Below are 23,836 nucleotides of genomic sequence, written 5' to 3' on the forward strand. Positions count from 1 at the left end.
GTGATCTCTATGAATCGTCGAAATAGGAAGAAACAAGAAACAGGCCTTCTTGATGGTTTCAAAGATAGAATCACTAAGGTAGACGTAAGTTCTATAAAAGAATTTTGGTCCAGATTACCCAAGTTGCACCAGTGGGCATTGATGGTTCTTGTTCCGTTTGTAATCGTATTGCTTTTCATACCAGTACCTCCGGTAGAATCAGAAATAAGCACTGACATCACTAAGAAGACGAACGTGGAGCCCGTTCGAAAAGAGGTGACGGTCAATACAACGTCATTAAGCGAAGAAGGCGGCACTAAGCATGCTTTGACAACAACAGATGAGTGGCAGGAGTATACGGTTCAATCTGGTGACACATTAGCGAAAGTGTTTCGTGCAAATAGTTTATCAATGGCAGACTTGAACGCCTTGATTGCGATAGAAGGATTAGATAAACCTTTGAGTAAGATCAGAGAAGGTCAACTTGTTCGGTTTAAACTCGCGACGGAAGGGCATCTAGATATCTTACAGCTCGAAAAGTCGGGAACGTCTGTTATGTTTTTCCGTTTATCAGACGGCGGATATGGAAGAAGTAAGTAAATTGACCTCCAGATGTTATTTATCTGGCATGTTATTGAGGTCGTTTATTTCTGTATGCTCTGTTTAGAGCTCGGTATGGAATCAATGGCATTACGATAAGAATAATACCTATTAAAGTAAGTAGATCCGGTATCTCGTTAAACCACCAAACACCGAATAGAGTGACAAAAATGAGTCCAGAGTATTCGGCGAGAGCTATCTCATCGGCTTGTGCTTTTTTATAGGCAAAGACCGCAAGTGCATTGTAGGCTAAAACACAGAGTGAGCTCGCTAAGATCCAAAAATATTGAGTAAGTTCTAGCGGTTGCCAGTCGAATAGAGCTAACAAGCCAGAAATGGGTAGAGAAACAACACTTGTCCAAAAAAGGGTATGAATAACCGAATGCTCAGATGGTAATTTTCGGACCAAAACGTGGAATAGAGCGAGTGACATCGCGGTGCCTAACGCGAAAATTGCAGCCCAGTGAAACTGAGAGGGTCGTAGTACAATTAACACGCCAGTGAAACCAATTATAGAGGCGATGACTTTTTCTATTTTTAGTGTCTCTTTTAATAACCAAATTGATAAAGGTAACATTAACAGCGGCCCCGCATAAAAAACAGCATTTGCCGTTGCGAGAGGTAAGTGAGTAATTGCTACTACCATGCAGCCCGCTCCAACTATGATTAAATGTGACCTAATAGCTGTTATCTTCCAATTAACCGCAAGGTCATTCTGTTTTCTACCTCTGAAGTAAAACGGTGCGGCAACGAGTGTTGCAATAAGTTGGCGTAGGAATACATACTGGTAAACTGAAGATTCATTATCTAAAAGCTTAACGGCTACGTCAGATAAAGAGGCAAGCAGGTTACCAAATATTAGCGCTAATAACGCGAGTCGCATCGTATTCATTGCGGACAAATTTATTTCTCTAGTCTCATATCTATATGGGGAATACCGTCTTCAAGATAAGAGTTGGTATAGCCTTTGAAACCATACCTTTGATAGAAATCTTTTAGGTATTCTTGGGCTTGAATATCGATGGCTTGATTGGGCCATAACTCTTGGCATTCGTTCAATGCTTTGCGAAATAACTGGTGCCCAAGTCCGTTGCCTCTCGCTGATTGTTTGGTTGCAATTCGACCTATTGAGACCTTATCGAAGCTTATGCCGGGTTCCAGCAATCGAGCGCACGCAACAATCCCTCCATCTTGATAGCCAATAAGTTGATAAACTCCTTGAGATGTATCTTTGTCATCTAGTTCGGGGTAAGGACAGTTTTGTTCTACTACAAATACATCAACGCGTAATTTAAGCAGTTCATACAGCTGTATTGTGGTGAGTTCTTCAAAACTTAGGCGTTGCCAGTTAATCATAAATTACCTTTTGGGTTTATTTTTTACGAAAATAGCAACTAAGTGATTAACAATCATTAACTATTGTTAATACCCCCTTCGCTTTTAGACGTGATTTTATTCTACTTAAGCTGATATGAGTAATTCCAAGGTAAGCGGCTATCTGATAATCCGTTAATCTTGATTCTAGATCAGGGTAGTGGCTGCAAAAAATTTCATAGCGTTCTTCAGGAGAATAAAGCAACATAAATCGTTCTTTTGACTCTTTGTATATCAGCTGGGTTTCCAGTAGTTTTATGTATAAAGGGTTTGCTTCTTCTCGCCATATTCGTAATGCATCGATAGGGATACAAAGAAGGCTGACAGCGGTGAGAGATTCTAGAAGAAATGGCGAAGGTTGGTCGTTAATTAAGCTTTCAAATCCGATGATCCAGTCTTGTTCCCAGTAGAATTCTTTGCTGAAACTTTTACCGTCTTCCGTTAAGTAACAAGAGTGGCAAAGGCCATCTAATAAAAAATAGACATGACTGGGTCTGTCGCCTTGATTGACCAAAATATGACGAGTTGGAAGCTCTAATGGAGAAACGAGCTCACAGACCTCTGCAATCTCTTCATGTGTGAAACCATGTTCTTGTAATTGGTGTAGCAAATCCTGATTCATCTTATTTACCTCCCGCATAAAAAAGCCGTACTCTATTAAAGAGTACGGCTTTTATCATAGATGATTTATCGGTTACTTTTGTAGATCTATTTTATAGACAGCGAAGCCTACTTCATCCATACCCACTTTTGTCATCGGGTACTGACCTTTATCTTCTACAAATTTAGCCGCTTTTTCACTAGGAGAAGTCTCAAAGCGAATGTCTAATTTCTGGGCACCCATGATAGGAGCAAATGACCAGTTATTGTCAGCGCTTGGTGTCACTTCCCCTTTTTCTTTACTTACTTCACTGATGTAAGCGGCGAGGATGCTTCGGTTTTCATCTGGTGCATCAAATGCGATGAAATCTGAACCTGTACCAGCAAACTTAGCACCGTAGGCGCGATAGTTGTTCGTCGCAATGATGAAGTCTTGCGACATATCAACAGGCTTTCCTTGGTACGTTAGATTTACAATACGTTGTGAATCTTGGTTGACAACTTTACAGCTGCCATCGTATTTAGCTGGTTGCGTAAGGTCGATTTGATAGTTTACTCCGTCAATAACATCAAAGTTATAGGTACGGAAATTATCCCAGTTTACGAGTGATTGCGGTCCAGCATTGTTGATGTCAATTTGATTGAATTGACCTGATGAACACTCTAACCACTCTTTTACTTCTTTACCTGTAACTTTTAGAGCAACTAATGTGTTTGGATATAGATAAAGGTCAGCAGCATTACGGAAAGTGAGCTGGCCTGATTCTACTTCTGTGTAGCCTGATGGATCATTTTTACGACCGCCAGCTTTAAATGGCGCAGCAGCAGACAGGACTGGGATACCGTCTAGATTTGGGTCACCTTGGATGAATTTTTCCACATACGATTTTTGTGCAGCGTTAACAATTTGGACTGTCGGGTCATCTTGAACAAGCGCTAGGTAGCTATACATCACGTCGTTTGCTTTACCAATCGGTTGATTGACAAACTCTAACGTAGCGGCGTGATCAGCAGCAAGTGCTTTTACAATACCTTCATCGTTTTCCGCTAAAGATGCTTTTGCTTTGCGATCATAAATAGCGCGCGCTTCTGATTTGCTGCTAGTAACATCCCACACACCTTTCTTCTTATTGAAGTCTAGCTCTAGGTCCATCACACCAACGTGGCTACCCCAACGGCCGGGCATAACAGCGGCTACGCCGTTGATTATACCATTTTCGTTGTCAACACCTTGAATGCCATCATATCCTTTACCAGGAAAGACAGAGTGAGAGTGACCAAATGCAATGGCATCTATTCCCTCTACTTCACTTAGGTAGATGACAGAGTTTTCAGCGCCTTTTTTATACGGGTCTTTTGAAATGCCTGAGTGAGGGATTGCAACGATAACGTCAGCACCCTCAGCCTTCATCATAGGAACGAATTTTTCTGCCGTTTCTTTGATGTCTTTCGCGATAACTTTACCTTCTAAATTCTTTTTATCCCAAGTCAGAATTTGAGGTGGAGCAAAACCGATATAACCGATACGAATTGAACGAGGAAAACCGTCAGAATCTTTAAACGAATATTGTTTAATAATATAAGGCGTAAAGTAGTTTTCACCTGTTGCCTTGTCATAAATATTCGCGTTGACGTAAGGGAAATTGGCATCATTTACGGATTCTTTAAGGAAATCTAAACCGTAGTTGAATTCATGGTTACCGAAGTTACCAACTTGATAACCAAGTTGATTCATTGCTTTATAAACAGGATGAATTTCGCCAGATACAATACCTTTAGACGCCATGTAGTCAGCCATTGGACTACCTTGAATTAAGTCGCCATTATCGACAAGAACGCTGTTAGTTACTTCATTGCGAGCTTCTTTAACTAATGTCGCTGCGCGAGATAGGCCAATCTTTTTAGACTCTTTACCTTTGTAGTAATCGAATGAGTAGGCGTTACCGTGGATATCTGTCGTTTCTATAATACGTAGGTTAACTGTTTCTGCATTTGCAGAGCCTGACATTGCTAGCATGCTGGTTAGTACAGCAAGAGATAGTGGCTTAATGGTCATTAATTTGCTCCAATCCTTGTTAATTAACGTGGGTCGAATGAAACCCAACAGTGCAATATGTTCGGGGGACATACCATATCGTTTGATATTTAAGTGGTGAAGGTATCAGATTTTTATGCAAGAAATGTTATATCTCCTTCACGAAATGTGACATTAACATGTTAATTATCTCTGATTTGTCTACTTTATCTCCTTTCACACAGCCTCGAATTAATCCCTTAGTACTTTTTAGAATAAAAAATGAACTTTTAGAATTTCAAGTAATATAGAAGTCTGTTCATAATACAATCATCAACTGCAAATGAGATAGCGGCATGAAGAGTTCGGACATACACAAAATATCCCCTAGCGATAAACCTAAACTGGTGCGTAATAGTATAACGCCTGTTTTCGGTAAAAGCCGCTTAAGTCAGGGAGAAGTTGCACTTATTGGTGCTGGGCCGGGTGACGCTGAGTTATTAACGATAAAAGCGCTGAGTTTTTTACAGCAAGCTGATGTCGTGCTTTATGACTACCTTGTCTCTGATGAAATTATAGCGCTAATACCTGACGAAACAATTCTTGTGTGTGTTGGTAAAAAAGCGGGACATCATAGTGTTCCGCAAGAAAAGACGAACAAATTACTCGTTGATTTTGCTCAGCAAGGTTATCGCGTTGCCAGAATTAAAGGTGGCGACCCGTTTATGTTTGGCCGAGGTGGCGAAGAGTTAGAAGTGCTTTTTGATGCCAATATCCCATTCCAAGTTATACCGGGGATTACAGCTGCAGCTGGTGCAACGGCTTACGCAGGTATCCCTCTCACTCATAGAGACTATGCACAGTCTGCGCTCTTTATTACCGGACACTTGAAAGAGGATAGTGACCAACTCGACTGGTCGACTGTTGCAAGAGGACAGCAGACGTTAGTCATTTATATGGGATTGATGAAATCAAAACATATTCAAAACCAATTAATTGTTCACGGCAGAGCGAGTGATACCCCAATTGCGATTATTGAGCGAGGTACGCAGGCCTCCCAACGAGTGTTGAAAGGGTCGCTTAATCAACTGGCAGAGTTAGCGGTACAAGCTGAATCACCTTCATTAATTGTGATAGGTGAAGTGGTTCGTTTGTCAGAAAAACTGGATTGGTTTTCTAATGCGCAACCTCAACGTCAACCTATCGAACAATATGCTTAGTTAGTGTCTATAACATTAACTAAAAATGAGTCAGAGACAGATAACAATATTAGCCACGCTCAGCAAAGAGCCAAAGGAAGAGTCAACATGGATCAACAAAGATTTACTCACTTAAAGCAGCTCGAAGCTGAGAGCATCCATATTATTCGTGAAGTTGCGGCAGAGTTTCAAAATCCGGTGATGATGTATTCCATCGGTAAAGATTCTTCTGTCATGCTTCATCTTGCTCGCAAGGCGTTTTATCCAGGAAAAATTCCCTTCCCACTACTCCATGTAGATACGGATTGGAAATTCAAGGAGATGATCGAGTTTCGAGACAAGACCGCTAAAAAATATGGATTTGAGCTTTTAGTACATAAGAACCAAGACGGTATTGAAATGGGTATTAATCCATTTGTACACGGTTCTTCAAAGCACACCGATATTATGAAAACACAGGGGCTCAAACAAGCTCTAAACAAATATGGTTTTGATGCCGCTTTTGGTGGTGCCCGTCGTGATGAAGAGAAATCGCGTGCGAAAGAGCGCGTTTATTCGTTCCGTGACAAAAATCATACGTGGGACCCGAAAAATCAACGTCCTGAGCTTTGGCATACCTATAACGGACAGGTTAATAAGGGCGAGAGTATCCGAGTCTTCCCACTCTCCAATTGGACTGAGTTGGATATTTGGCAATACATTTATTTAGAAAACATTGAAATTGTTCCACTTTATTTGGCGGAAAAACGGCCTGTTGTTGAACGTGATGGCATGTTGATCATGGTTGATGATGAAAGAATGCCTATCGAAGAGGGAGAGAAAGTGGAGCAAAAGAATGTACGTTTCAGAACATTAGGTTGTTACCCATTGACTGGAGCGATTGAGTCGGAAGCGACAACACTACCTGAGATTATTGAAGAAATGCTTGTTGCAACGTCGAGCGAAAGACAAGGTAGAGCGATAGATCGTGACCAATCCGGCTCTATGGAATTCAAGAAACGTCAAGGTTATTTCTAAGGAAAGATATATGAACAGCGCAGTAGAAGCTCAACTATCCGAGCTGGGTATTGAAGAATATTTAAATCAACATCAACACAAGTCCTTACTTCGTTTCTTAACCTGTGGTTCTGTAGATGACGGTAAAAGTACTTTGATTGGACGTTTGCTTCATGATTCAAAACAAATATATGAAGATCAACTTGCCGCCGTTCATTCGGATAGCCAACGTGTTGGCACAACAGGTGAGAGACCTGACTTAGCCCTTCTTGTTGATGGACTTCAAGCAGAGCGTGAGCAAGGTATTACCATTGATGTCGCTTACCGTTATTTTTCTACCCAGAAACGCAAATTTATTATTGCGGATACCCCTGGCCACGAACAATACACTCGAAATATGGCCACTGGTGCATCAACGTGTGATGTCGCAGTTATATTAGTGGATGCACGGAAAGGCGTACTTGATCAAACACGCCGCCATTCATTTATTGCTAGCTTACTTGGAATCAAGCATTTCATCGTAGCGATAAATAAAATGGATCTGGTGGAGTATTCAGAGCAACGATTTGAAGAGATAAAGGCAGAGTATTTAGATTTTGCTGAAAAACTAAAAAGCGACGTTAATATTCAATTATTACCTCTATCGGCATTAGAAGGTGACAACGTCGTAGATAGAAGTGATGAGATGGTTTGGTATCAGGGGGAACCACTTCTTTCTCTTTTGGAAAATGTGGATCTTTCCGTACAGGCTAGTAGCGCAGAGTTTCGTTTCCCAGTTCAGTATGTGAATCGACCAAATCTTGATTTTAGAGGTTTTGCCGGCTCATTGTCTTCAGGAGCCGTTTCCGTTGGAGATGAGATAAAGGCACTACCTTCGGGTAAGGTTTCTAAAGTCGCTCGGATTGTAACGTTTGACGGTGACTTAGATACGGCCTACGCAGGTCAAGCGGTTACGCTGACATTAGAAGACGAGATAGATATTAGTCGTGGAGACTTATTAGTATCCGATGGTGCGGCTATTGAATCGTCTAATCATGTACTAGCCGATATTGTTTGGATGACAGAAGAGCCACTCAATATAGGCCGTCAATACGATATTAAGATAGCGGGTAAAAAAACGTTAGGCCAAGTTGATGTTATTCGTCACCAATATGATGTGAATAACCTGTCTCGTTTTGATACCAACGCTATCCCTCTTAATGGTATAGCGCAGTGTGAGTGGTCACTTACAGAAACAATTCCGATCGATAAGTACGTAGATAGCCCGGATACGGGTGGCTTTATCATTATCGATAGACTGACTAATGTGACGGTTGGTGCTGGCCTTGTGCGAGAGCGTTTAGACCAAAAAGATGAGTCGTCGAATGTGGGGGATATCAACGCCTTTGAACATGAACTGAAAGCGTTAATTCTCAAATATTTCCCATCGTGGGATGCGAAAATTTAAGATGCAATGAAGGTTCTTTAAAGATGGTCGTTCTCATGAAAAACGGCGTCATCTCCACGAAAGTGGAACGCTGTTCGGTTAGTGCTAAATACTTCGTCATTCCCGTGGAAACGGGAATCTTGGTGATATTAGATCCCCATTGTCATGGGGATGACGTTGGTTTTCGTGAAAATAAGTCAATTTTCGTCGGGATGACAGATTTAGATAACCTTGACCGAACTGCATTCCGTGCAAACGGGAATGACGAGTTGTCATATTGGGTATTAGCGTTAATTTTACGTTAGTTCGTAGGATTAATTTCGCTATTTTGAGGGTAAGTTATGTGGGAACAAAGCTTTATATTGACGTTATTAGTCGGTGTTGTCGCATGCTTACTCTGGACTAAACTTAAACCTAGTTTTATCTTTGCAGGCGCTGCATTTATCGCCTTTATTGCTGGTCAGATAGAACTAGAAAGTATCACGAATAACTTTACTAATTCGTCGTTACTTACCCTAGTTTTGCTTGTCCTTGCTTCCTGTGCACTTGAGAAAACGCGCCTAATTAGTTGGGTTAGTTATCACATTTCTGAAGGGAAACTGGGAACGGTTGTGGCGAAACTGGGCTTGTCTACGGCAATACTTTCATCTTTTACCAATAATACGGCGGTTGTTGTTTCCTTAATAGGGGCAATAAAACGTAATCAACAACATCCACCATCTAGGTTGCTCATTCCTCTTTCCTATTCTGCCATTTTAGGGGGAACGTTGACGTTGATCGGTACCTCTACCAATTTAATCATCAACAGTTTTGTCGAAAATGTGGGCTTACCAAGTCTTGGTTTTTTTGCACCAACGATGATTGGTTTGGCCGTACTCACAGGTGGGTTGCTCATTCTCATCCCTCTGAGTTATTTGCTTCCAGATAATGAGGATAAGAATCAAGACGATCTACCTTATTTTCTTGAGGCTAGAGTTGAAGCTGGCTCTCCATTAGTGGGGAAAACGATTACTGAAAATGGACTGAGGGCATTGCGAAAACTTTTTTTGGCGGAGGTTATTCGAGATGGCGAGGTCATCACTTCCGTGACACCTGACTTTGTACTGCTAGCTCGAGATAGATTGATGTTTTGTGGTGATATAGAAAGTGTTGCGACATTGCAGGAAATTAAGGGTATTACACTGTTTGGACAACACCATCTCAATGGACAAAACTTGCTTGAGGTCGTCGTCAGCTCTTCTGCATTTATCTGCAATAAAACGCTTATTTCAAGCCAGTTTAGAGATCGTTTTGATGCGGTGGTGGTGGCAATACGAAGAGGTCATGAAAGATTAGAAGGTGGTTTAGGGAAGATAAAGTTAGCGGCCGGGGATACACTCATCATTGTACCTGGCAAACGATTTGAGTATGAAGTTAGCCGTCATAATAGAGAGTTTTTGTTGATGAATGATCTCGACTCAAGCGCCAAACTTGATTTGAGTAAATCAAATATAGTTTTAGTCGGTTTTGCTTTTGTTATTGGTTTCGCTTTACTTGATATTGTACCAATGATCAAAGGGTTAGCTGTCTATCTTTTTGGACTGTTAGCGCTCGGTATTATCAGTTTTACTGAATTACGCCGTCGTTTTCCGATAGATATTGTTGTCATCGTGGGGTCCGCTTTGAGCATTGCTCAATTGATGCTTTCGTCCGGACTATCGACACAAATGGGAGCATTTTTTATTGAAGCCCTTAATGGATGGGGTGTTTTTGGCGCGTTAGTCGCCACCTATTTTTTAACTCTCGTGCTTACCGAGCTCGTTACCAATAATGCCGCGGCAGCATTGTCGTTTCCGGTAGGGTACAGCATGGCAGTCGCTTATGGTGTGGATCCTATGCCTTTTATTATGGCCGTATTATTTGGAGCGAGCGCAAGTTTTGTCTCTCCTTACGGTTACCAAACCAATCTACTTGTATATAGCGTAGGAAATTACCGCATCAGTGATTACATACGAGTTGGTATTCCCATTTCAATTGTTTATTCCATTTTAGTTTTAACGTTGATCCCCTATTTTTTCCCATTTTAATGTAAGGAGTTGCTTTCTCATGGCAGAAAGAAATACGTCTACCCAAGATAGTAATATTGTGTGGCACCAACATGCTGTGAATAAAGAGACGAGAGCGAGGCTTAAACAGCAAAAGCCAGTTGTGCTCTGGTTTACGGGGTTATCCGGTGCGGGTAAGTCTACCGTCGCAGGTGCACTAGAGAATGTGTTGGCAGATATGGGTTTTCATACCTATTTATTGGATGGCGACAATGTACGCCATGGCTTATGCAAAGACTTAGGTTTCTCCGAGCAAGACAGAAAAGAGAATATACGCCGAGTCGGTGAGCTGTGTAAGTTAATGGCTGATGCTGGTCTAATCGTTCTTTCTGCTTTTATTTCTCCCTATAGAGAAGAACGTCAAATGGTAAGAGAACTGCTTCCAGAAGGCGAATTCTTAGAGGTATTTGTCAATGCATCGATGGAGGTGTGTGAGCAAAGAGATCCAAAGGGTTTGTATAAAAGAGCTAGAGCAGGAGAGATAAAGAACTTTACGGGGATAGATTCAAATTACGAATTACCGTTACAGCCAGAAATTAACTTACCAGCAGGAGACAAAGAGGTTAATGATTTGGTTGAAATATGTTTAGCCGTATTGCGGCAAAAAGGCATCATAACTTCTTGATGCCTTGATCTTATTATCAAACCAATTGGTCAATTGTTCCTTTGGCTTCAGTTTGAACGGTAAACTTCTGACTTAATAAACCAACAAGTTGGTCAAAATATGTCATGTTTGGTTTATTGCCAAGAAGTTTACATAACTCATTTCCAACGGGGCTTAAGCGATAATAGAGTAAACGACTACCTTTCCCCATGGGTTGGAGTGAAACGATTTTCCCTTGGTAATCGAGCAATAGTGCTGGGTCAAATTCAATCTCGCCTGATTCTAATTCTGTGCCAATAACTAAACCCAACTCAATCAGAAGTAAGATACTGGAATAGGGGAGTTGATAACTACCTAAGTTAATGGTTTCTTCTACGTCTCTTTTGGTAAAGCTAAATAGACCGCTTTGGGTTCGAAATCCAATAAGCAGTTTTTTTGAGTTATCCCCACCAAAGCTGCATGATAATGCGGCGGCTTTTTGTAAATATTGTGCCTCTTTTGGTGTCATGTCTTTTAGCACCTGCAGAGCTTTTACTGATGTAGAACCAGGGTTTGTCACTTCAAGCTTTAGGATCTGAGCCCAAAGCCTTTGCATGGAGCTATTGTGAATATCCTGAGCCAGATCGAAAAATCGATTGAGCCAATCTTGGTCTGGGTCGCCAGCGGTTTCGTCATTGCAGAATGAATGTGAGAACTTGATGATAGTTTCTAAGTTTTTCTGCCTTTGTTCTCTGCGTTGTTTGTCTCTATTTAGTGCTCTTTCTAAAATGGATTTTTGCGTGGGACTCGACTGTAATAATGCATCCAATCCATAGGTTTCGGCTATGCTAGCCACACGACTAGCACTATCTTTAATGTAGCCAGATTTCTTTTTTGAGTGGTCACTATTCTGATTTGTTTCACTGTTATCTATAGTAACGGGTGCTCTTCTTTCTGCCATGCCCCACAATCCTATTCCGTTTTAGTCAGTAAAAATGTAACGTGTTATCGCGTTATATGCCACTGATTTGGCGCAATGCTTGGGCAACTAATGCTAATTTTTGAAGGTTATAAGACCTAAAGCGAGAGTGAATGGTGTTGTGACTATTACAATTAGCAATAAAAAAGCCTGTGATATCGCCATTCATTATATATAAAATTGTTGTGGATCAGGAGGACAGCAGTTATCTCGATAAATGTTTGCCTTTAGCTCGTGTTTCAATTTTTATCTGATATGATAATCAAATGTTAAAGTTGTTAACTATTATGAGATTCAAGATGGCGCAGTCAAACGACAATAAGTTTAAAAAGCAGCTATCTGCTACATTACTTTTCGTTATATATGTAGCAGTATTGGCTTATCTGTCTAATTTTTTGATGTAATAATCAATCAATGAAAACAAATAAACCAATAAGTAAGTTAGATTATTTTTTGATTACTGGTCATCATAAACTTCAACCGCCATTCCTTCGATAACATACCCCACTTCCGCTAATTCGTGACTGACCGTTTCTGTCTTTAGCCTTCCGACGATATATACGACATCCCATAATTCCTGTACGGGAGCGCCACCTTTAAAGCGTACATAGATTAATTGGTTTGGTGGTGGTGGTGGAACGTGAATACAAGCACCTAAAAAGGGAACAAGCATAAATTCAGTAACCCTATTTTCATCACCCTCTAGCGGAATCACAAAGCCAGGGATTTTAACAATGCTTCCGTTCAATTCCTGTCTAACCCCACCCAATCTGGACTGTTCAGGTGCGTCTTCTTCGTGACTGAGTTGCAAAGGCATACCAACACTATCTACGAGGTTTCGTTCATTTTCTGGAATTAAATCTATCCACTCCAATTGCAATATATCGGATTGCTTTGTTGAGGCACTTTCATCTGAAGCAACAGCCTGAACTGGCATCAGAAAGACGCTTAATAAACTGACAATTAATGCTACATTTTTCATATTCTACCTATGATGTTTATATTCGAATTGTCATGCCATCCGCCAATGATTGACGGTAAGCACTAAATGCTGGAATAAAACCGATAATGACACCGGCAAGTTGAACGAGTCCTAAAAGCATCCATTCGTAGCCAGTGATCATGGACAGCTCGACGTTGACGCCATAGAGCTGCTGGATAATCGGTTGAGCAATTGCGAGCAGAGAGTAAAGACCAATGAGGCCAGCTACGATACCTACGAAGGTCAATGCGCTCGCTTCACTTATCAGCAATATAAAGATGTGCTTGGGTCGTGCGCCCATCGCTCTTAAAATGGCCATTTCTCTACGTCGTTCTTGTAGGCTAGTGAGTAGACTGCTTAGCATACCGAGTAAGCCTGCTACAACGACAAATCCGGATACCGCCATTAATGCGGTTTCTGCTACTGACATCATGCCCCACAATTCATGTAAAGCGATACCCGGTAAAATAGCGCTTAGGGGTTCCTTTCTATACGTGTTTATTTTCCGTTGTAAGGCAAATGTGTGAATTTTAGATTTCAATCCAAGCATGAACGCGGTTATTTGTTCGGGCTGGAATCTTTGTTGAGCTAACGTATCAGCATTAGGTGTGTTACCTAAATTTGCGCCTGATTCCCACCCCACATGAATAGCTTCTATTGCTTCTAATGAAACGTGTACGGTTTTATCTACAGGTGTACCAGTCGGTTCAAATATGCCGACAACTTTAAATGGGATGTTGTCATGTCGACTAAAAGCGACATCACTTATGCCGTGAGCAATAATGATGTCACTGCCAATGTTGTAACCAAGTTGTTTTGCTACATCGGCACCCAAAACGGTTTCAAACAACGAGTTAAATGGTCGCCCTTTTTTTAGTTCAAGTGGCTGTTTTTTTCCGTATCTGAAATGTTTGAAGTAGTCTTGATTCGTCCCCATGACTCTAAAACCCTTGTGCGAATCGCCGAGAGAGATAGGGATAGCCCATTTTACAGAGCGCTGTTGGCGGATTTCTTCAAAGCTTTTCCAATCTATATTAGCGGTTGCATTGCCTATTCTAAAGACGGAATAGAGAAGAAGATTTACTGAACCAGAACGAGCACCGACAATAAGATCGGTGCTTGAGATAGTATTTGCAAAACTGCTTTTTGCTTGGGTTCGTATGCGTTCAACTCCCATCAACAAAATGACGGAAATGGCAACGGTTAATATAGTGAGTATTGCTGTCGCTTTTCTGTTGGTAAGGCTTTTCCAAGCTAAGTGAGCGATGGTTTTCATTTCGTCCCCTTAGCGAGTGTTAACGCTTGTTCATTAAGGTCATTGAGTTGAATGCTTCGATCGAACATCGATTCAAGCGTTGGGTCGTGGCTGACAAATATCAGTGTAGACTTGGCGAGTTCAGCCTCTTCCATAAGCAGTTCAATAAAGGCGGTTCGGTTATCAAAGTCTAGTGAAGAAGTGGGTTCATCCGCGATAAGCAGTTCGGGACGTCCAATGAGCGCTCGAGCAGCGGCTACGCGCTGTTGTTGCCCGATACTTAATTCAACAATGGGTTTATTGAGTAGATTTTCATCTAGGTGTAAGCGTTTTAGCAGTTGGGCCGCTGTTTTTCTTAGCTCACCGTCGACGTTTCTCTTTCGAATGCTTGAAAAATGACAAGGTAGAATCACATTGTCAATCATTGATAGATAAGGCAGCAGATTAAATTGTTGAAAAATGTAGCCGATATGATCGGCTCTAAATTTATCTCTTTGATTCTGCTTCAGCGTAGAAATGTCGGTATCTAAAATCTGTACTTTGCCATTTTGAGGGGTAATTATCCCGGTTAACAAGCCAAGTAGTGTCGACTTCCCACTTCCACTTGGACCTTTAATAAATAGATGTTCACTTCGATTAATATCTAATTGATCAAACTTTAGCGTTGGTGATATATCGTTCGCCCAACGGTAACTAATCTGTGAGAGCGAGACAACTTTGGTTGGTTTGTTCATTGTTTGTTCCATTGCCATGATGTAGGTGACCACATCTGAAAGAGCGACGTAGCCACCTATAAGCTAAAACTGAATAAGAGTGTGGTTACTGTTAAGTTCTAACGCTTTTTGGCTAGTATCCGTTAACAAATTGACGCTAATTTTATCCGTTTTAGGAAAGTGCTCAAACCACGTCGTTTTCACCTGATGTAGCTTAGATATTTCACTGCACTCAAAATGATATTCTACGGTGAATTGGCCATGCCCACTTTCTTCATGTTCACTTCCTTCATGAGAGTCGTCATGGTTATGTTCATCTCCTTCATGCTCATCATGCTCATCATGCTCATCATGTTCGCCATGTTGTTCCTCGCTTTCCAATGTGTTGGTCACATTAATATGTTCTACACGGCAGTTGGCATCTTGAGAGATAAGCAAAATACTTTCCGCTTGTTTTAGGGTTTGCTCTGCTTGTTCAATCAGTTGATGTTGTTGTTCGTCTGCTGGCGCATGTTCAAAGCCAACAATATCAGAGCCCGGAGCCGTAATTTCTACTAATAACTCGCTGCCTTCCTGAGCCATATTAAACTCAACGTGGCCATGTATGTGTGCCTCATGTTGGCGAAAACCTTCTTCGGCTTGTGCAGATGTGGCTAAAACGAGTGTCGATAATAGTGATAATTTGAATATGTGTTTCATGATTGAAAAACCTCAATTTGAAAATAATTAAATATAGTTGGTCCGAGTTCAGGTTATTTATTTACGATGAGTGAATTGAGGATTTCGGCGGTGCTCGTGCTTTCTCTATCGGTAGAGATCGAAAAGCAGCCGCAATAGAATCAATATCTGTTTGAAATGGTTTTTGAATGATAACGGGTAAAACAGGTAATGCAGATGACACACCATGAATTGCGTGAGAAAAAAGCTGGCAATGATGATGTTCGTGATGTGCTTTATCAGTATCTAGTTGATGTTCAATGAATGCAAAGCCTGTCCATAGTACAAGTACTAAGACAAATGAGGTTAACCTTTTTACGGTAAGGCGAGTAAAACCAACAAACTGTGCGTTCATAATTGATGCAAAATGGGTGCTAGGACACTAAATGTAATAATATAACAATTACTCTGCAAGACAAATGTGAATAATTGTCATTAATGATTGAAATTTATCGGTCATGAAAAAATGACGCTATAGCGCCATTTTTTCAGAAAAAGATGAACAAAAGATTACAAGCTAGAAGAAATAAGGTTAAGTACTTGAGTTATATCGTCTTTTATCAATATCCCTTCCTTTACAAAGAGAACCTTGCCTTCTTTATCTAGCACAATAATGGCTGAGCTCTCTTCTTGTAGTTGCCAAGATTTTGCAACCGTCCCATTTTTGTCCAGAACAATAGAAGACCATGGAAACTCGGTCTTACTGTCTTCAGCGGAAGATTTCACAAATGAACCGGTACCCCACATCGCATCATCTTGGTTGATAATGGTGGTTGTTTGATAGCGATCTGCCGGAAATTTTGATGCGGTTATTGCCGCCATCAAATCAGCGTTCATTTTTTTTGCGCTTTTTCTTCCTGCAATAGCTTGAATAACTCTAACTTTGTTGGGGAGTTGAGTGCTGTTCCACTCTTTATAAGCGATATCTTTATTTTCAACAAAAAGTTCGCCGTGTTTCGCAATGGCAACATTAGGTACGGTTTGCTCTAAGGTAATAGTGTGCGCGAAGCCCAATATTGGTGAGGCGCACAGTATCAATGCAGTGAGAGACTTTACTTTCATTTTATATTCCTTTTATTTTATCTAAACCTCTTATTAAGTAAGGGGTTTATCTTCCTAGAAATAAACGGGGTCATTCTTAAGAATGGCGTTCAGCTAGGTATACATAGCGTAGTTGAAAAAGTAAAAAAGGTGACGATTTTTTTGAACTTGGCTCTAAATTTGCATTTTATTCTGAGTAAATTATTCATTGTGTTTGGCTGTCAGAGTAAGTTGTAATGATTTGCCGCGACGGGTTTGGTATTGATGAAGGGAATGTTGCCTATTATGACTCGAGTTTTTTCCACCTATCGTCCACTTCAAGTGGCACGTTTTGTAAAAAACCTTTTTAAAGGGGAGTTTTCAATTGAAGGTATTGGCGTATTTTATTTCGATAGCGGGAGAGTATTACTTCCTGATTTAACGGATAAGAAAAAACTATCGATAATGAAAGAAGTGAACGTCACTATCGATAACCTTACTATTGCCGTGGTGTAAAGGTTGATTTCCTGAGCATCCGTCCTGCGTATAAAAAACAACCTATACGTTTGGTGGGAAACAGACGCCCGTTCCGCCTAATCCACAATACCCGTTTGGATTTCTTGCTAAATATTGTTGATGATAGGTTTCTGCAAAATAGTATATGTTGGCCGCTGTTATTTCCGTTGTGATCTGACCTTTTTGTTGTTCATCTAATGCAGATTGGTATTGCGCTTCGCTCTCTTTGGCTATCTTAAATTGCTCGTCATTAAACGTGTAAATTGCAGAGCGGTATTGGCTGCCGAGATCATTTCCCTGACGCATGCCTTGCGTCGGGTCGTGTTTCTCCCAAAAATAATTGAGAAGTTGTGATAGTTTGATGATTCTAGGGTTGAATATGATTCGTACAGCCTCAGTATGACCTGTTTTTCCAGTACATACCTCTTCATACGTTGGGTTCTCAGTGTGGCCGCCACTGTATCCTACAGAAGTCGAGTGAACCCCTTCCAGTGGCCAGAATAAACGTTCGGCGCCCCAAAAACATCCAAGTCCAAGCACTATTTCTTCATGATCTTTAGGTACTGGAGCGGTGATGTCTGTATCGTTTACAACGTGTTTTTCGGTGACAGGTATCGGTGTCGAACGACCTTTTAATGCGGTTTCACTTGTCACTACTCTCTGTTTGTTGAACATGATACTTGGTCCTTTTCCAGTCTTAATAGATTGAGTATAAAGGATTGTCTTCTTCTGCTTATATCGATATCAGCTAATCAGAAACAAATGCTTATATAACAAAAGGCTTATGTGATATTTCACCAATAATACACATAATATGACATCTTGATAACACATGTGTATAAGGTTGATTCATTATGAGTTAAGCTTTGTTCATAAGGATATGTTGCCGCGATAAGGTTCGTTTCAGTCTGTGTTTCAATATTTTAAAATAATAAAAAAGTTGACCGTTGTTCTGTTTATGTTGTTGCTATTAAGCAAGGGGGCATGGGCAAGTATTGCTTTGAATATTGAAGGGTTAGAAGGGGCTCTTGAAGAGAATACGAATGTATATGTCGCTGCAATTTCCGAAGAGGATTACTCAACATCGCTTCGCTTTCAGTCTCGCCTTCGAGATACTATTATCACCGCACTTAAAGCACTTGGTTATTATCAACCTGAAATTACCTTTATTATCTCTGAAAATGAGGAGACCTTGACGGCTAAAGTTGAAAAAGGTGAGCCTGTGTTGATTGACGTTGTCGACATTGAATTAGAGGGTGGAGCGAAACAAGATCCCGATTTTCTATCATTGATTGCGAAGTCTGGTTTGGTAGAACAGTCGATATTAGATCATAGTAAATACGACGCACTAAAAAAGAGTATCCGAAATTTAGCCTTGTCGAAAGGGTATTTTGATGGGGATTTTACAAAGACGGCACTAGAGGTTGCACCTGAGCTTAATCAAGCTTTTATACGATTACATTATGATAGTGGCGTTCGGTATAATTTTGGAAAAACCATTATTGTGGGCAGCCAAATTGAAGAAGATAAAGTGCGTTCTCTGATACCTTATGAAGAAGGTAAACCATACCTAGCTTCTGATGTTGGTTTGCTTAATCAACGTCTATCAAATACAGAGTGGTTCTCTTCCGTTTTTGTCAAACCAGATTTGAAAAATGTAGAAAAGAATCAATTGCTACCAATGGAGGTGTCTCTTGCTCCGCAATCGAAGAATAAGATCGAAACGGGTATAGGTTATTCTACGGATGTTGGCGTTAGGGGGACATTAAAGTGGAATAAACCATGGGTTAACACATACGGACACAGTTTTGATTCAAGCTTATCGCTTTCCTCTCCAGAGCAAACCATTGTTTTAGGTTATAAGATTCCTTTAGAGGACGTGCTTAACGAATATTATCGAGTTCAATATGGTATGAAGTATGAAGATAAACTTGATACAGATAGCTTAGAGGTGAACACCGTTGTTGAACGGCATTGGCAGTTGGAAAATGGTTGGCATAGAAACCTCTTTTTAAGGTATCTACATGAGGACTTTACTCAAGGCTCTCAAAATGACGATATAAAAATGGCGATTCCAGGCGTTTCCTTTTCTAAGACGAAAAGCTCCGGTGGTTCAATGCCTAAGTTTGGTAATAAGTATTCGGTGAGTTTTGAACTGTCTGATGACAGCGTGATATCAAGAGCACGAATGCTGCGTATTCAGACCCGTTCAACTTGGATTAATAGCTTGGGAAGTAATCATCGGGGCATCGCTCGTGTCGATTTAGCGGCAAACTTTGTCGATAATATTCTTGATCTTCCTCCTTCAATTCGTTTTTTTGCTGGTGGCGATAATAATCTGCGTGGTTACGATTATGAATCTATTTCTCCTACGGATGACACTGGAGCCCTTATTGGGGCTAAATACATGGCGACGAGTTCACTTGAATATCAATATCGAATTAAAGGAGATTGGTGGTTAGCGGCTTTCGTCGATGCCGGTGATGCATGGTCTGCGACACCAGAAGCCAAAATTGGAACTGGTTTTGGTGTGCGATGGGCATCTCCTGTTGGACCGATTCGACTCGATTTAGCTTGGGGATTGGCTGAAGAGAGTGGTGATCAGTTCCGCGTTCATTTTGCGTTGGGACCAGAGTTATGACGAAGGTAGCGGTTAAATGGATAAAGAGATCTTTATTTAGTGTTATATGTCTGATTTTACTTATCTTGTTGATCTTATTGGGGCTCCTGTTCACCAATAGTGGTCTCAACACTGTTATTTGGGGTGCTGAGAAAGTCTTGCCTCAATTGGTGATTAAGGAGAGTGAAGGGGCGCTGTTGCCAGAGTTCTCTCTGTTTGATATTTCCTATAAGTCGGAAGAATTTAATATTGAAGCAAAAAGTAGAGAAATCACTTTGGCTATCACACCTAGCTGTTTTCTTACGCCGTCGGTTTGCGTTGAACAGTTGAAAATTGATGGTCTAGACTTTGCCTTAACTGGATTGCCGTCCGCGAGTAAAGAACGTCCTTCTGACTCATCAGAACCTTTAACCGAAATTCGACTACCAGTGCCCATTTATGTTCGCCGTCTATCGCTGTCTGATATCGACCTAAATATTTTGGGAAATAAAATCAGTTGGCAGACCTTTACCAGTCAAATAGAGATGAGTGGTAGCAAATTAACCATCCATCCCACTATTTTTGAGGACGTTAACGTTGAATTGGCAGAGGTTGCTGATAAAGCGTCAGAATCAAAAGACGTTGCCAATACTGATCAAACCAAGCCGCTAATTACATTACCCGATGTGTTGATTCCTTTAGAGATTGATCTGGAGAAGTTCGACTTATATCGTTTTAGCGTAAAAGGTGAAACACCCGTTATAGTAAATCATCTTGGCTTATCCACCCACGCACAAGGCTACGAGGTTAATGTAAAACAACTTACGTTAGATACGCCACAAGCTGATATTGAATTGAAGTCAGAAATTGAATTGAGAGACGGCTATCCGATGGTTTTAGAGGTGTCGGCGTTGGTCAAGCAGACGGAGCTAAAAGGGCAAAATCTCGTATTAAGAGCAGAAGGGAGCGTAGCAGAGCTACAACTTGATGCGCAGCTTACGGGCGCAATTGAGGCGCGGTTAAATGGGCGAATTGAATCGCTTAACCCGGAACTACCTTTTGATATCGAATTGACTGCTGGTCACGCGCAATGGCCATTAACTGGGGTCGCTGATTACACCGTGGATGTTGATCATATTAAATCCAACGGTTCATTAAAGGGCTATCAACTAGATATCGCGACTATTGCCGACGGAAAAGGCATCCCACCTCTCGACCTTACAGTAAAAGGGGAAGGCAATTTAGAACGAGTGGAACTTGAATCTATTCTACTTAAAACACTCGGCGGGGAGGTTTCTGGTCAAGTAATGGCAAACTGGCAATCCCCGGTTAATTGGCAAGCCCAATTGGGCTTGTCAAATATTCAACCTGGATTAGAGTGGGAACAAGCAGAAGGTGTCGTTAACGGATCGCTAACGACCACTGGAGAGTTATTTGATTCAGGTGGGTGGCAGGTTGAATTACCTCTTTTGGATATTGAAGGGATAATTAGAGAATACCCTCTTACTATTGAAGGTGAGTTACTCGCGAGCGATGAAAAGGGAACAGGTGATCTCAAAGTGATGACAAGTGGACTTGTCGTCAAGCATGGGCCAAATGGACTAAATATTTCAGGACAACTAGACAAAAAGTGGGCGATGGATACAAGTATTAATTTTCCTGATATTGAAAAATCACTTCCTGACTTTAAAGGCAGTGTTAATGGTCAAATTGCATTACGTGGTGAACTTAAGACACCTGAAATTCGTACCGATCTTTCAGCAGAAAAAATCGCGTATCTAGATATTGCGACTATTTCTAATATTACTCTGTCCAGTGATTTAGCACCATTACCAGCACCTGCTGGCGAGCTTGACCTTAAGATAAGTAACGTTGTATATGAAAATAAGACCATAGACTCGATTGATCTTTCGTTTTCTGGTTCGCAAAAAAAACACCAACTTAGCCTTGATGTGCTGTCTGATTTACTAAAAGCGAATATTCATATTGCTGGTGGTTTGCATGAAAAGCCCGAATTAGCTTGGAAGGGGACACTAGATAAAGCGGAACTATCTACAGTACAAGGTCCATGGATTTTAGACCATCCTGTTGCGGTTAGTTTTCTTGTCGATAGCCAGGTTGCCAATGTCCAAGCCCATTGCTGGACACAAGCTAACTCGGAGGTTTGTTTAAGCAAAGACCTTGTTGCGGGACAGTCTGGTGAAGCGCATCTTGAAGTTCAAAATTTTGTGTTTAGTCAGCTTGATATGTTTATCCCTAAAGGGACCAATATTGATGGGGAATTCAATGCTGAAGCATGGGCAAGTTGGGCGCCAAATAAAAAGCTAGATGCTGAATTTAAGGTCTCATTACCTAAAGGAAAGCTAACACAACAGATAGAACAACCCATAGTATTAGCTTGGGAATCTATTGTGCTTAATGCTCAGTTACACAAAGATAGTCTTTCGGTCGATTGGCTTTTTGATCTTGCAGACAATGGGGATATCAAAGGAAACCTGAAAGTCCCTGATGTTCAAGCCACACATCAGGGACTGGATGCTCAGGTTATTTTAGATAACATCAATTTAGATATGATTCAGCCTTTGGTGGGAGAGTACAGCAAGGTCAATGCGGATATAAATTCTGATATAAGAATTTCAGGTCCAGTTAAGCATCCAAAAGTTAATGGCAAATTTATCATCGATGAGATTATTGCACAGGGTGATATTGCGCCTGTTGAGGTTAATAATGGGACCATTGCCATCGATTTCTCTGGCTACAATGCGCGACTAAATGCGGATATCGAAACACCTGATGGTGTGCTACAACTTGATGGAGACGCAAACTGGGAAGATTTATCCGCTTGGTCGACCAATGTGAAAGTGTTTGCCGAAGAACTGAATGTCACTCTTCCACCGATCGTTCAAGTAAAAATAAAACCAGACATGCAGATCGCCATTACCCCTAAACGAGCAATTATTGAAGGCGATATTTATCTACCCTGGGGAAATATTACGGTTGAAGAACTGCCGCCTAGTGCGATAGGTGTCTCTTCCGATGAAGTAATTCTGAATAAAAACCTTCAGCCTGAAGAAGGAAGTACAGCGCTTCCTATCGAAGTGGAAACAAACGTAAATATCCATATTGGCGATGACTTTAAATTGGCGGCTTTTGGTTTAAAGGGCGAACTCGTCGGCAAACTGAATGTAACCCAAAAAGACAAAGGACCATTTATTGTTGGAGAGATAGAGGTCGTCAATGGCGCTTATCGATCTTTTGGACAAGACTTAATCATTGTTGAAGGGAAAGTGTTGATGAATGGACCGCCAGATCAACCTTATCTTGCTATTGATGCGGTACGAAACCCAGACAACACGCAAGATGATGTTGTGGCGGGTATTCGAGTAACTGGCCCGGCAAACGAGCCAGCAATCGAGGTCTACTCTAAACCATCTATGCCGCAACAGAATGCTTTGTCCTACCTATTGAGAGGACAGGATCTTGATGGCGCAGCTGGTGGGAGTAGCATGACAACGGCTCTAATTGGCCTAAGTTTGGCTAAGAGTGGACAGTTAGTAGGACAAATCGGTGAAACCTTTGGCGTGTCTGATCTGCAGTTGGACACCGCTGGGTCAGGAGAAGAATCTCAGGTGACGGTCAGTGGCTATCTGACTCCAGAACTACAAGTGAAATATGGAGTTGGTATATTTGATTCATTTGGAGAATTCACGGTTAGGTATAAATTAGTCACGGATTTATATTTGGAAGCGGTGTCAGGAATGGATAGTGCAGTTGATCTGTTATATCAATTTGAATTTGATTAGGGAGTAATACATGCGACATCTGGTTTTTGTTTACGGAACGTTGCGTAAAGGTGAATCTAATCATCACGTACTCAGTGATAGTGAGTACCTTGGTTTTTTTGAAACCGAACCGAACTATCAATTGTTCAATTACGGCTCCTATCCAGGCGTTACGCAGGGCAATTGTAAGGTGTTAGGTGAAGTGTATAGCGTTGATGATGATGTACTACAGCGATTAGATCGTCTCGAAAATGTTCCAATTGACTATAGACGAGACCCTATAGATACGCCTTATGGATCGGCGTGGATTTATCTTTATCAAGAAGTGAGTCCACTTGATGAAGCGATAACATCGGGCAACTGGTTGTATCGAAATAAGTAATTTTAGAAGGTATTTGTGTCGATAAGGTAAAAAAAG

23 protein-coding genes are annotated in these 23,836 nt (G+C 41.1%); 11 read left to right on the forward strand and 12 right to left on the reverse strand.

The window, feature by feature from the left end; translation table 11 throughout:
* Positions 1–9: 9 nt before the first annotated feature.
* The gene (locus L3V77_RS01585; protein ID WP_275135433.1) at positions 10–579 is read left to right on the forward strand and encodes a LysM-like peptidoglycan-binding domain-containing protein; all 570 of its coding nucleotides are present in this window, start codon (positions 10–12) and stop codon (positions 577–579) included.
* A gap of 31 nt (positions 580–610) precedes the next feature.
* On the opposite strand, the gene L3V77_RS01590 is transcribed toward L3V77_RS01585, so the two are convergent.
* The 4 genes from L3V77_RS01590 to L3V77_RS01605 form a co-directional block, all read right to left on the reverse strand.
* Positions 611–1,471 carry a DMT family transporter gene (locus L3V77_RS01590; RefSeq protein WP_275136669.1) on the reverse strand — a complete coding sequence of 287 codons (861 nt, stop codon included), beginning with the start codon at positions 1,469–1,471 and terminating at the stop codon, positions 611–613.
* Between the two features lie 11 nt (positions 1,472–1,482).
* Positions 1,483–1,935, reverse strand: coding sequence for a GNAT family N-acetyltransferase (locus tag L3V77_RS01595; RefSeq protein WP_275135434.1), 453 nt, complete (start codon positions 1,933–1,935; stop codon positions 1,483–1,485).
* 46 nt (positions 1,936–1,981) lie between these two features.
* A complete protein-coding gene (locus L3V77_RS01600; RefSeq protein ID WP_275135435.1) occupies positions 1,982–2,575 on the reverse strand; it encodes a Crp/Fnr family transcriptional regulator in 594 nt (197 codons plus the stop codon).
* Positions 2,576–2,647: 72 nt separating this feature from the next.
* Positions 2,648–4,609 (reverse strand): bifunctional 2',3'-cyclic-nucleotide 2'-phosphodiesterase/3'-nucleotidase, encoded by a 1,962-nt coding sequence (locus tag L3V77_RS01605; protein ID WP_275135436.1) that lies wholly within the window; start codon positions 4,607–4,609, stop codon positions 2,648–2,650.
* Positions 4,610–4,923: 314 nt separating this feature from the next.
* Between L3V77_RS01605 and cobA the strand changes: the two genes are divergently transcribed.
* From cobA to cysC, 6 genes are all read left to right on the forward strand, one after another.
* Positions 4,924–5,787 (forward strand): uroporphyrinogen-III C-methyltransferase, encoded by an 864-nt coding sequence (cobA, locus tag L3V77_RS01610; protein WP_275135437.1) that lies wholly within the window; start codon positions 4,924–4,926, stop codon positions 5,785–5,787.
* Positions 5,788–5,874: 87 nt separating this feature from the next.
* Positions 5,875–6,783 (forward strand): sulfate adenylyltransferase subunit CysD, encoded by a 909-nt coding sequence (cysD, locus tag L3V77_RS01615; RefSeq protein ID WP_275135438.1) that lies wholly within the window; start codon positions 5,875–5,877, stop codon positions 6,781–6,783.
* Positions 6,784–6,793: 10 nt separating this feature from the next.
* A complete protein-coding gene (gene cysN, locus L3V77_RS01620) occupies positions 6,794–8,209 on the forward strand; it encodes a sulfate adenylyltransferase subunit CysN (protein ID WP_275135439.1) in 1,416 nt (471 codons plus the stop codon).
* Between the two features lie 35 nt (positions 8,210–8,244).
* Positions 8,245–8,493, forward strand: coding sequence for a hypothetical protein (locus L3V77_RS01625; protein ID WP_275135440.1), 249 nt, complete (start codon positions 8,245–8,247; stop codon positions 8,491–8,493).
* A 36-nt stretch (positions 8,494–8,529) separates the two neighbouring features.
* On the forward strand, positions 8,530–10,254 hold the full coding sequence (locus tag L3V77_RS01630) for an SLC13 family permease (RefSeq protein WP_275135441.1): 1,725 nt from the start codon (positions 8,530–8,532) through the stop codon (positions 10,252–10,254).
* 19 nt (positions 10,255–10,273) lie between these two features.
* A complete protein-coding gene (cysC, locus tag L3V77_RS01635) occupies positions 10,274–10,897 on the forward strand; it encodes an adenylyl-sulfate kinase (RefSeq protein WP_275135442.1) in 624 nt (207 codons plus the stop codon).
* A gap of 16 nt (positions 10,898–10,913) precedes the next feature.
* Here the strand turns inward: cysC and L3V77_RS01640 are convergent, their stop codons facing one another.
* The 7 genes from L3V77_RS01640 to L3V77_RS01670 form a co-directional block, all read right to left on the reverse strand.
* Positions 10,914–11,816: a TIGR03899 family protein gene (locus L3V77_RS01640; RefSeq protein WP_275135443.1), complete on the reverse strand. Its 903-nt coding sequence runs from the start codon at positions 11,814–11,816 to the stop codon at positions 10,914–10,916.
* A gap of 475 nt (positions 11,817–12,291) precedes the next feature.
* The gene (locus L3V77_RS01645; protein WP_275135444.1) at positions 12,292–12,816 is read right to left on the reverse strand and encodes a DUF3299 domain-containing protein; all 525 of its coding nucleotides are present in this window, start codon (positions 12,814–12,816) and stop codon (positions 12,292–12,294) included.
* Positions 12,817–12,832: 16 nt separating this feature from the next.
* Complete coding sequence (locus L3V77_RS01650; protein WP_275135445.1) at positions 12,833–14,092, reverse strand: ABC transporter permease; 1,260 nt, start codon at positions 14,090–14,092, stop codon at positions 12,833–12,835.
* A complete protein-coding gene (locus L3V77_RS01655; RefSeq protein WP_275135446.1) occupies positions 14,089–14,805 on the reverse strand; it encodes an ABC transporter ATP-binding protein in 717 nt (238 codons plus the stop codon). Before L3V77_RS01655 ends, L3V77_RS01650 begins: the two co-directional genes overlap by 4 nt.
* Before the next feature lie 63 nt (positions 14,806–14,868).
* Positions 14,869–15,483, reverse strand: coding sequence for a DUF2796 domain-containing protein (locus L3V77_RS01660; RefSeq protein WP_275135447.1), 615 nt, complete (start codon positions 15,481–15,483; stop codon positions 14,869–14,871).
* Between the two features lie 61 nt (positions 15,484–15,544).
* Complete coding sequence (locus tag L3V77_RS01665; protein ID WP_275135448.1) at positions 15,545–15,856, reverse strand: DUF2607 family protein; 312 nt, start codon at positions 15,854–15,856, stop codon at positions 15,545–15,547.
* A gap of 155 nt (positions 15,857–16,011) precedes the next feature.
* Entirely contained in the window at positions 16,012–16,563 is a 552-nt protein-coding gene (locus L3V77_RS01670; RefSeq protein ID WP_275135449.1) for a YtfJ family protein, read from the reverse strand.
* Positions 16,564–16,827: 264 nt separating this feature from the next.
* Here L3V77_RS01670 and L3V77_RS01675 point away from each other — a divergent pair, with 264 nt between their 5' ends.
* On the forward strand, positions 16,828–17,037 hold the full coding sequence (locus L3V77_RS01675; protein ID WP_275135450.1) for a DUF1107 family protein: 210 nt from the start codon (positions 16,828–16,830) through the stop codon (positions 17,035–17,037).
* A gap of 42 nt (positions 17,038–17,079) precedes the next feature.
* Here L3V77_RS01675 and msrA read toward each other — a convergent pair whose 3' ends face one another.
* Complete coding sequence (gene msrA / locus L3V77_RS01680; RefSeq protein ID WP_275135451.1) at positions 17,080–17,712, reverse strand: peptide-methionine (S)-S-oxide reductase MsrA; 633 nt, start codon at positions 17,710–17,712, stop codon at positions 17,080–17,082.
* Positions 17,713–17,965: 253 nt separating this feature from the next.
* On the opposite strand from msrA, the gene L3V77_RS01685 reads away from it, so the two are divergent.
* From L3V77_RS01685 to L3V77_RS01695, 3 genes are read left to right on the forward strand one after another with little or no spacing between them, the layout of a single operon-like run.
* A complete protein-coding gene (locus L3V77_RS01685) occupies positions 17,966–19,678 on the forward strand; it encodes an autotransporter assembly complex family protein (protein WP_275136670.1) in 1,713 nt (570 codons plus the stop codon).
* A complete protein-coding gene (locus tag L3V77_RS01690; protein ID WP_275135452.1) occupies positions 19,675–23,439 on the forward strand; it encodes a translocation/assembly module TamB domain-containing protein in 3,765 nt (1,254 codons plus the stop codon). Before L3V77_RS01685 ends, L3V77_RS01690 begins: the two co-directional genes overlap by 4 nt.
* Before the next feature lie 10 nt (positions 23,440–23,449).
* Positions 23,450–23,800 carry a gamma-glutamylcyclotransferase gene (locus L3V77_RS01695; protein ID WP_275135453.1) on the forward strand — a complete coding sequence of 117 codons (351 nt, stop codon included), beginning with the start codon at positions 23,450–23,452 and terminating at the stop codon, positions 23,798–23,800.
* Positions 23,801–23,836 lie beyond the last annotated feature (36 nt).

The sequence above is a fragment of the Vibrio sp. DW001 genome (genome assembly GCF_029016285.1).
Taxonomy (GTDB): Bacteria; Pseudomonadota; Gammaproteobacteria; order Enterobacterales; family Vibrionaceae; genus Vibrio.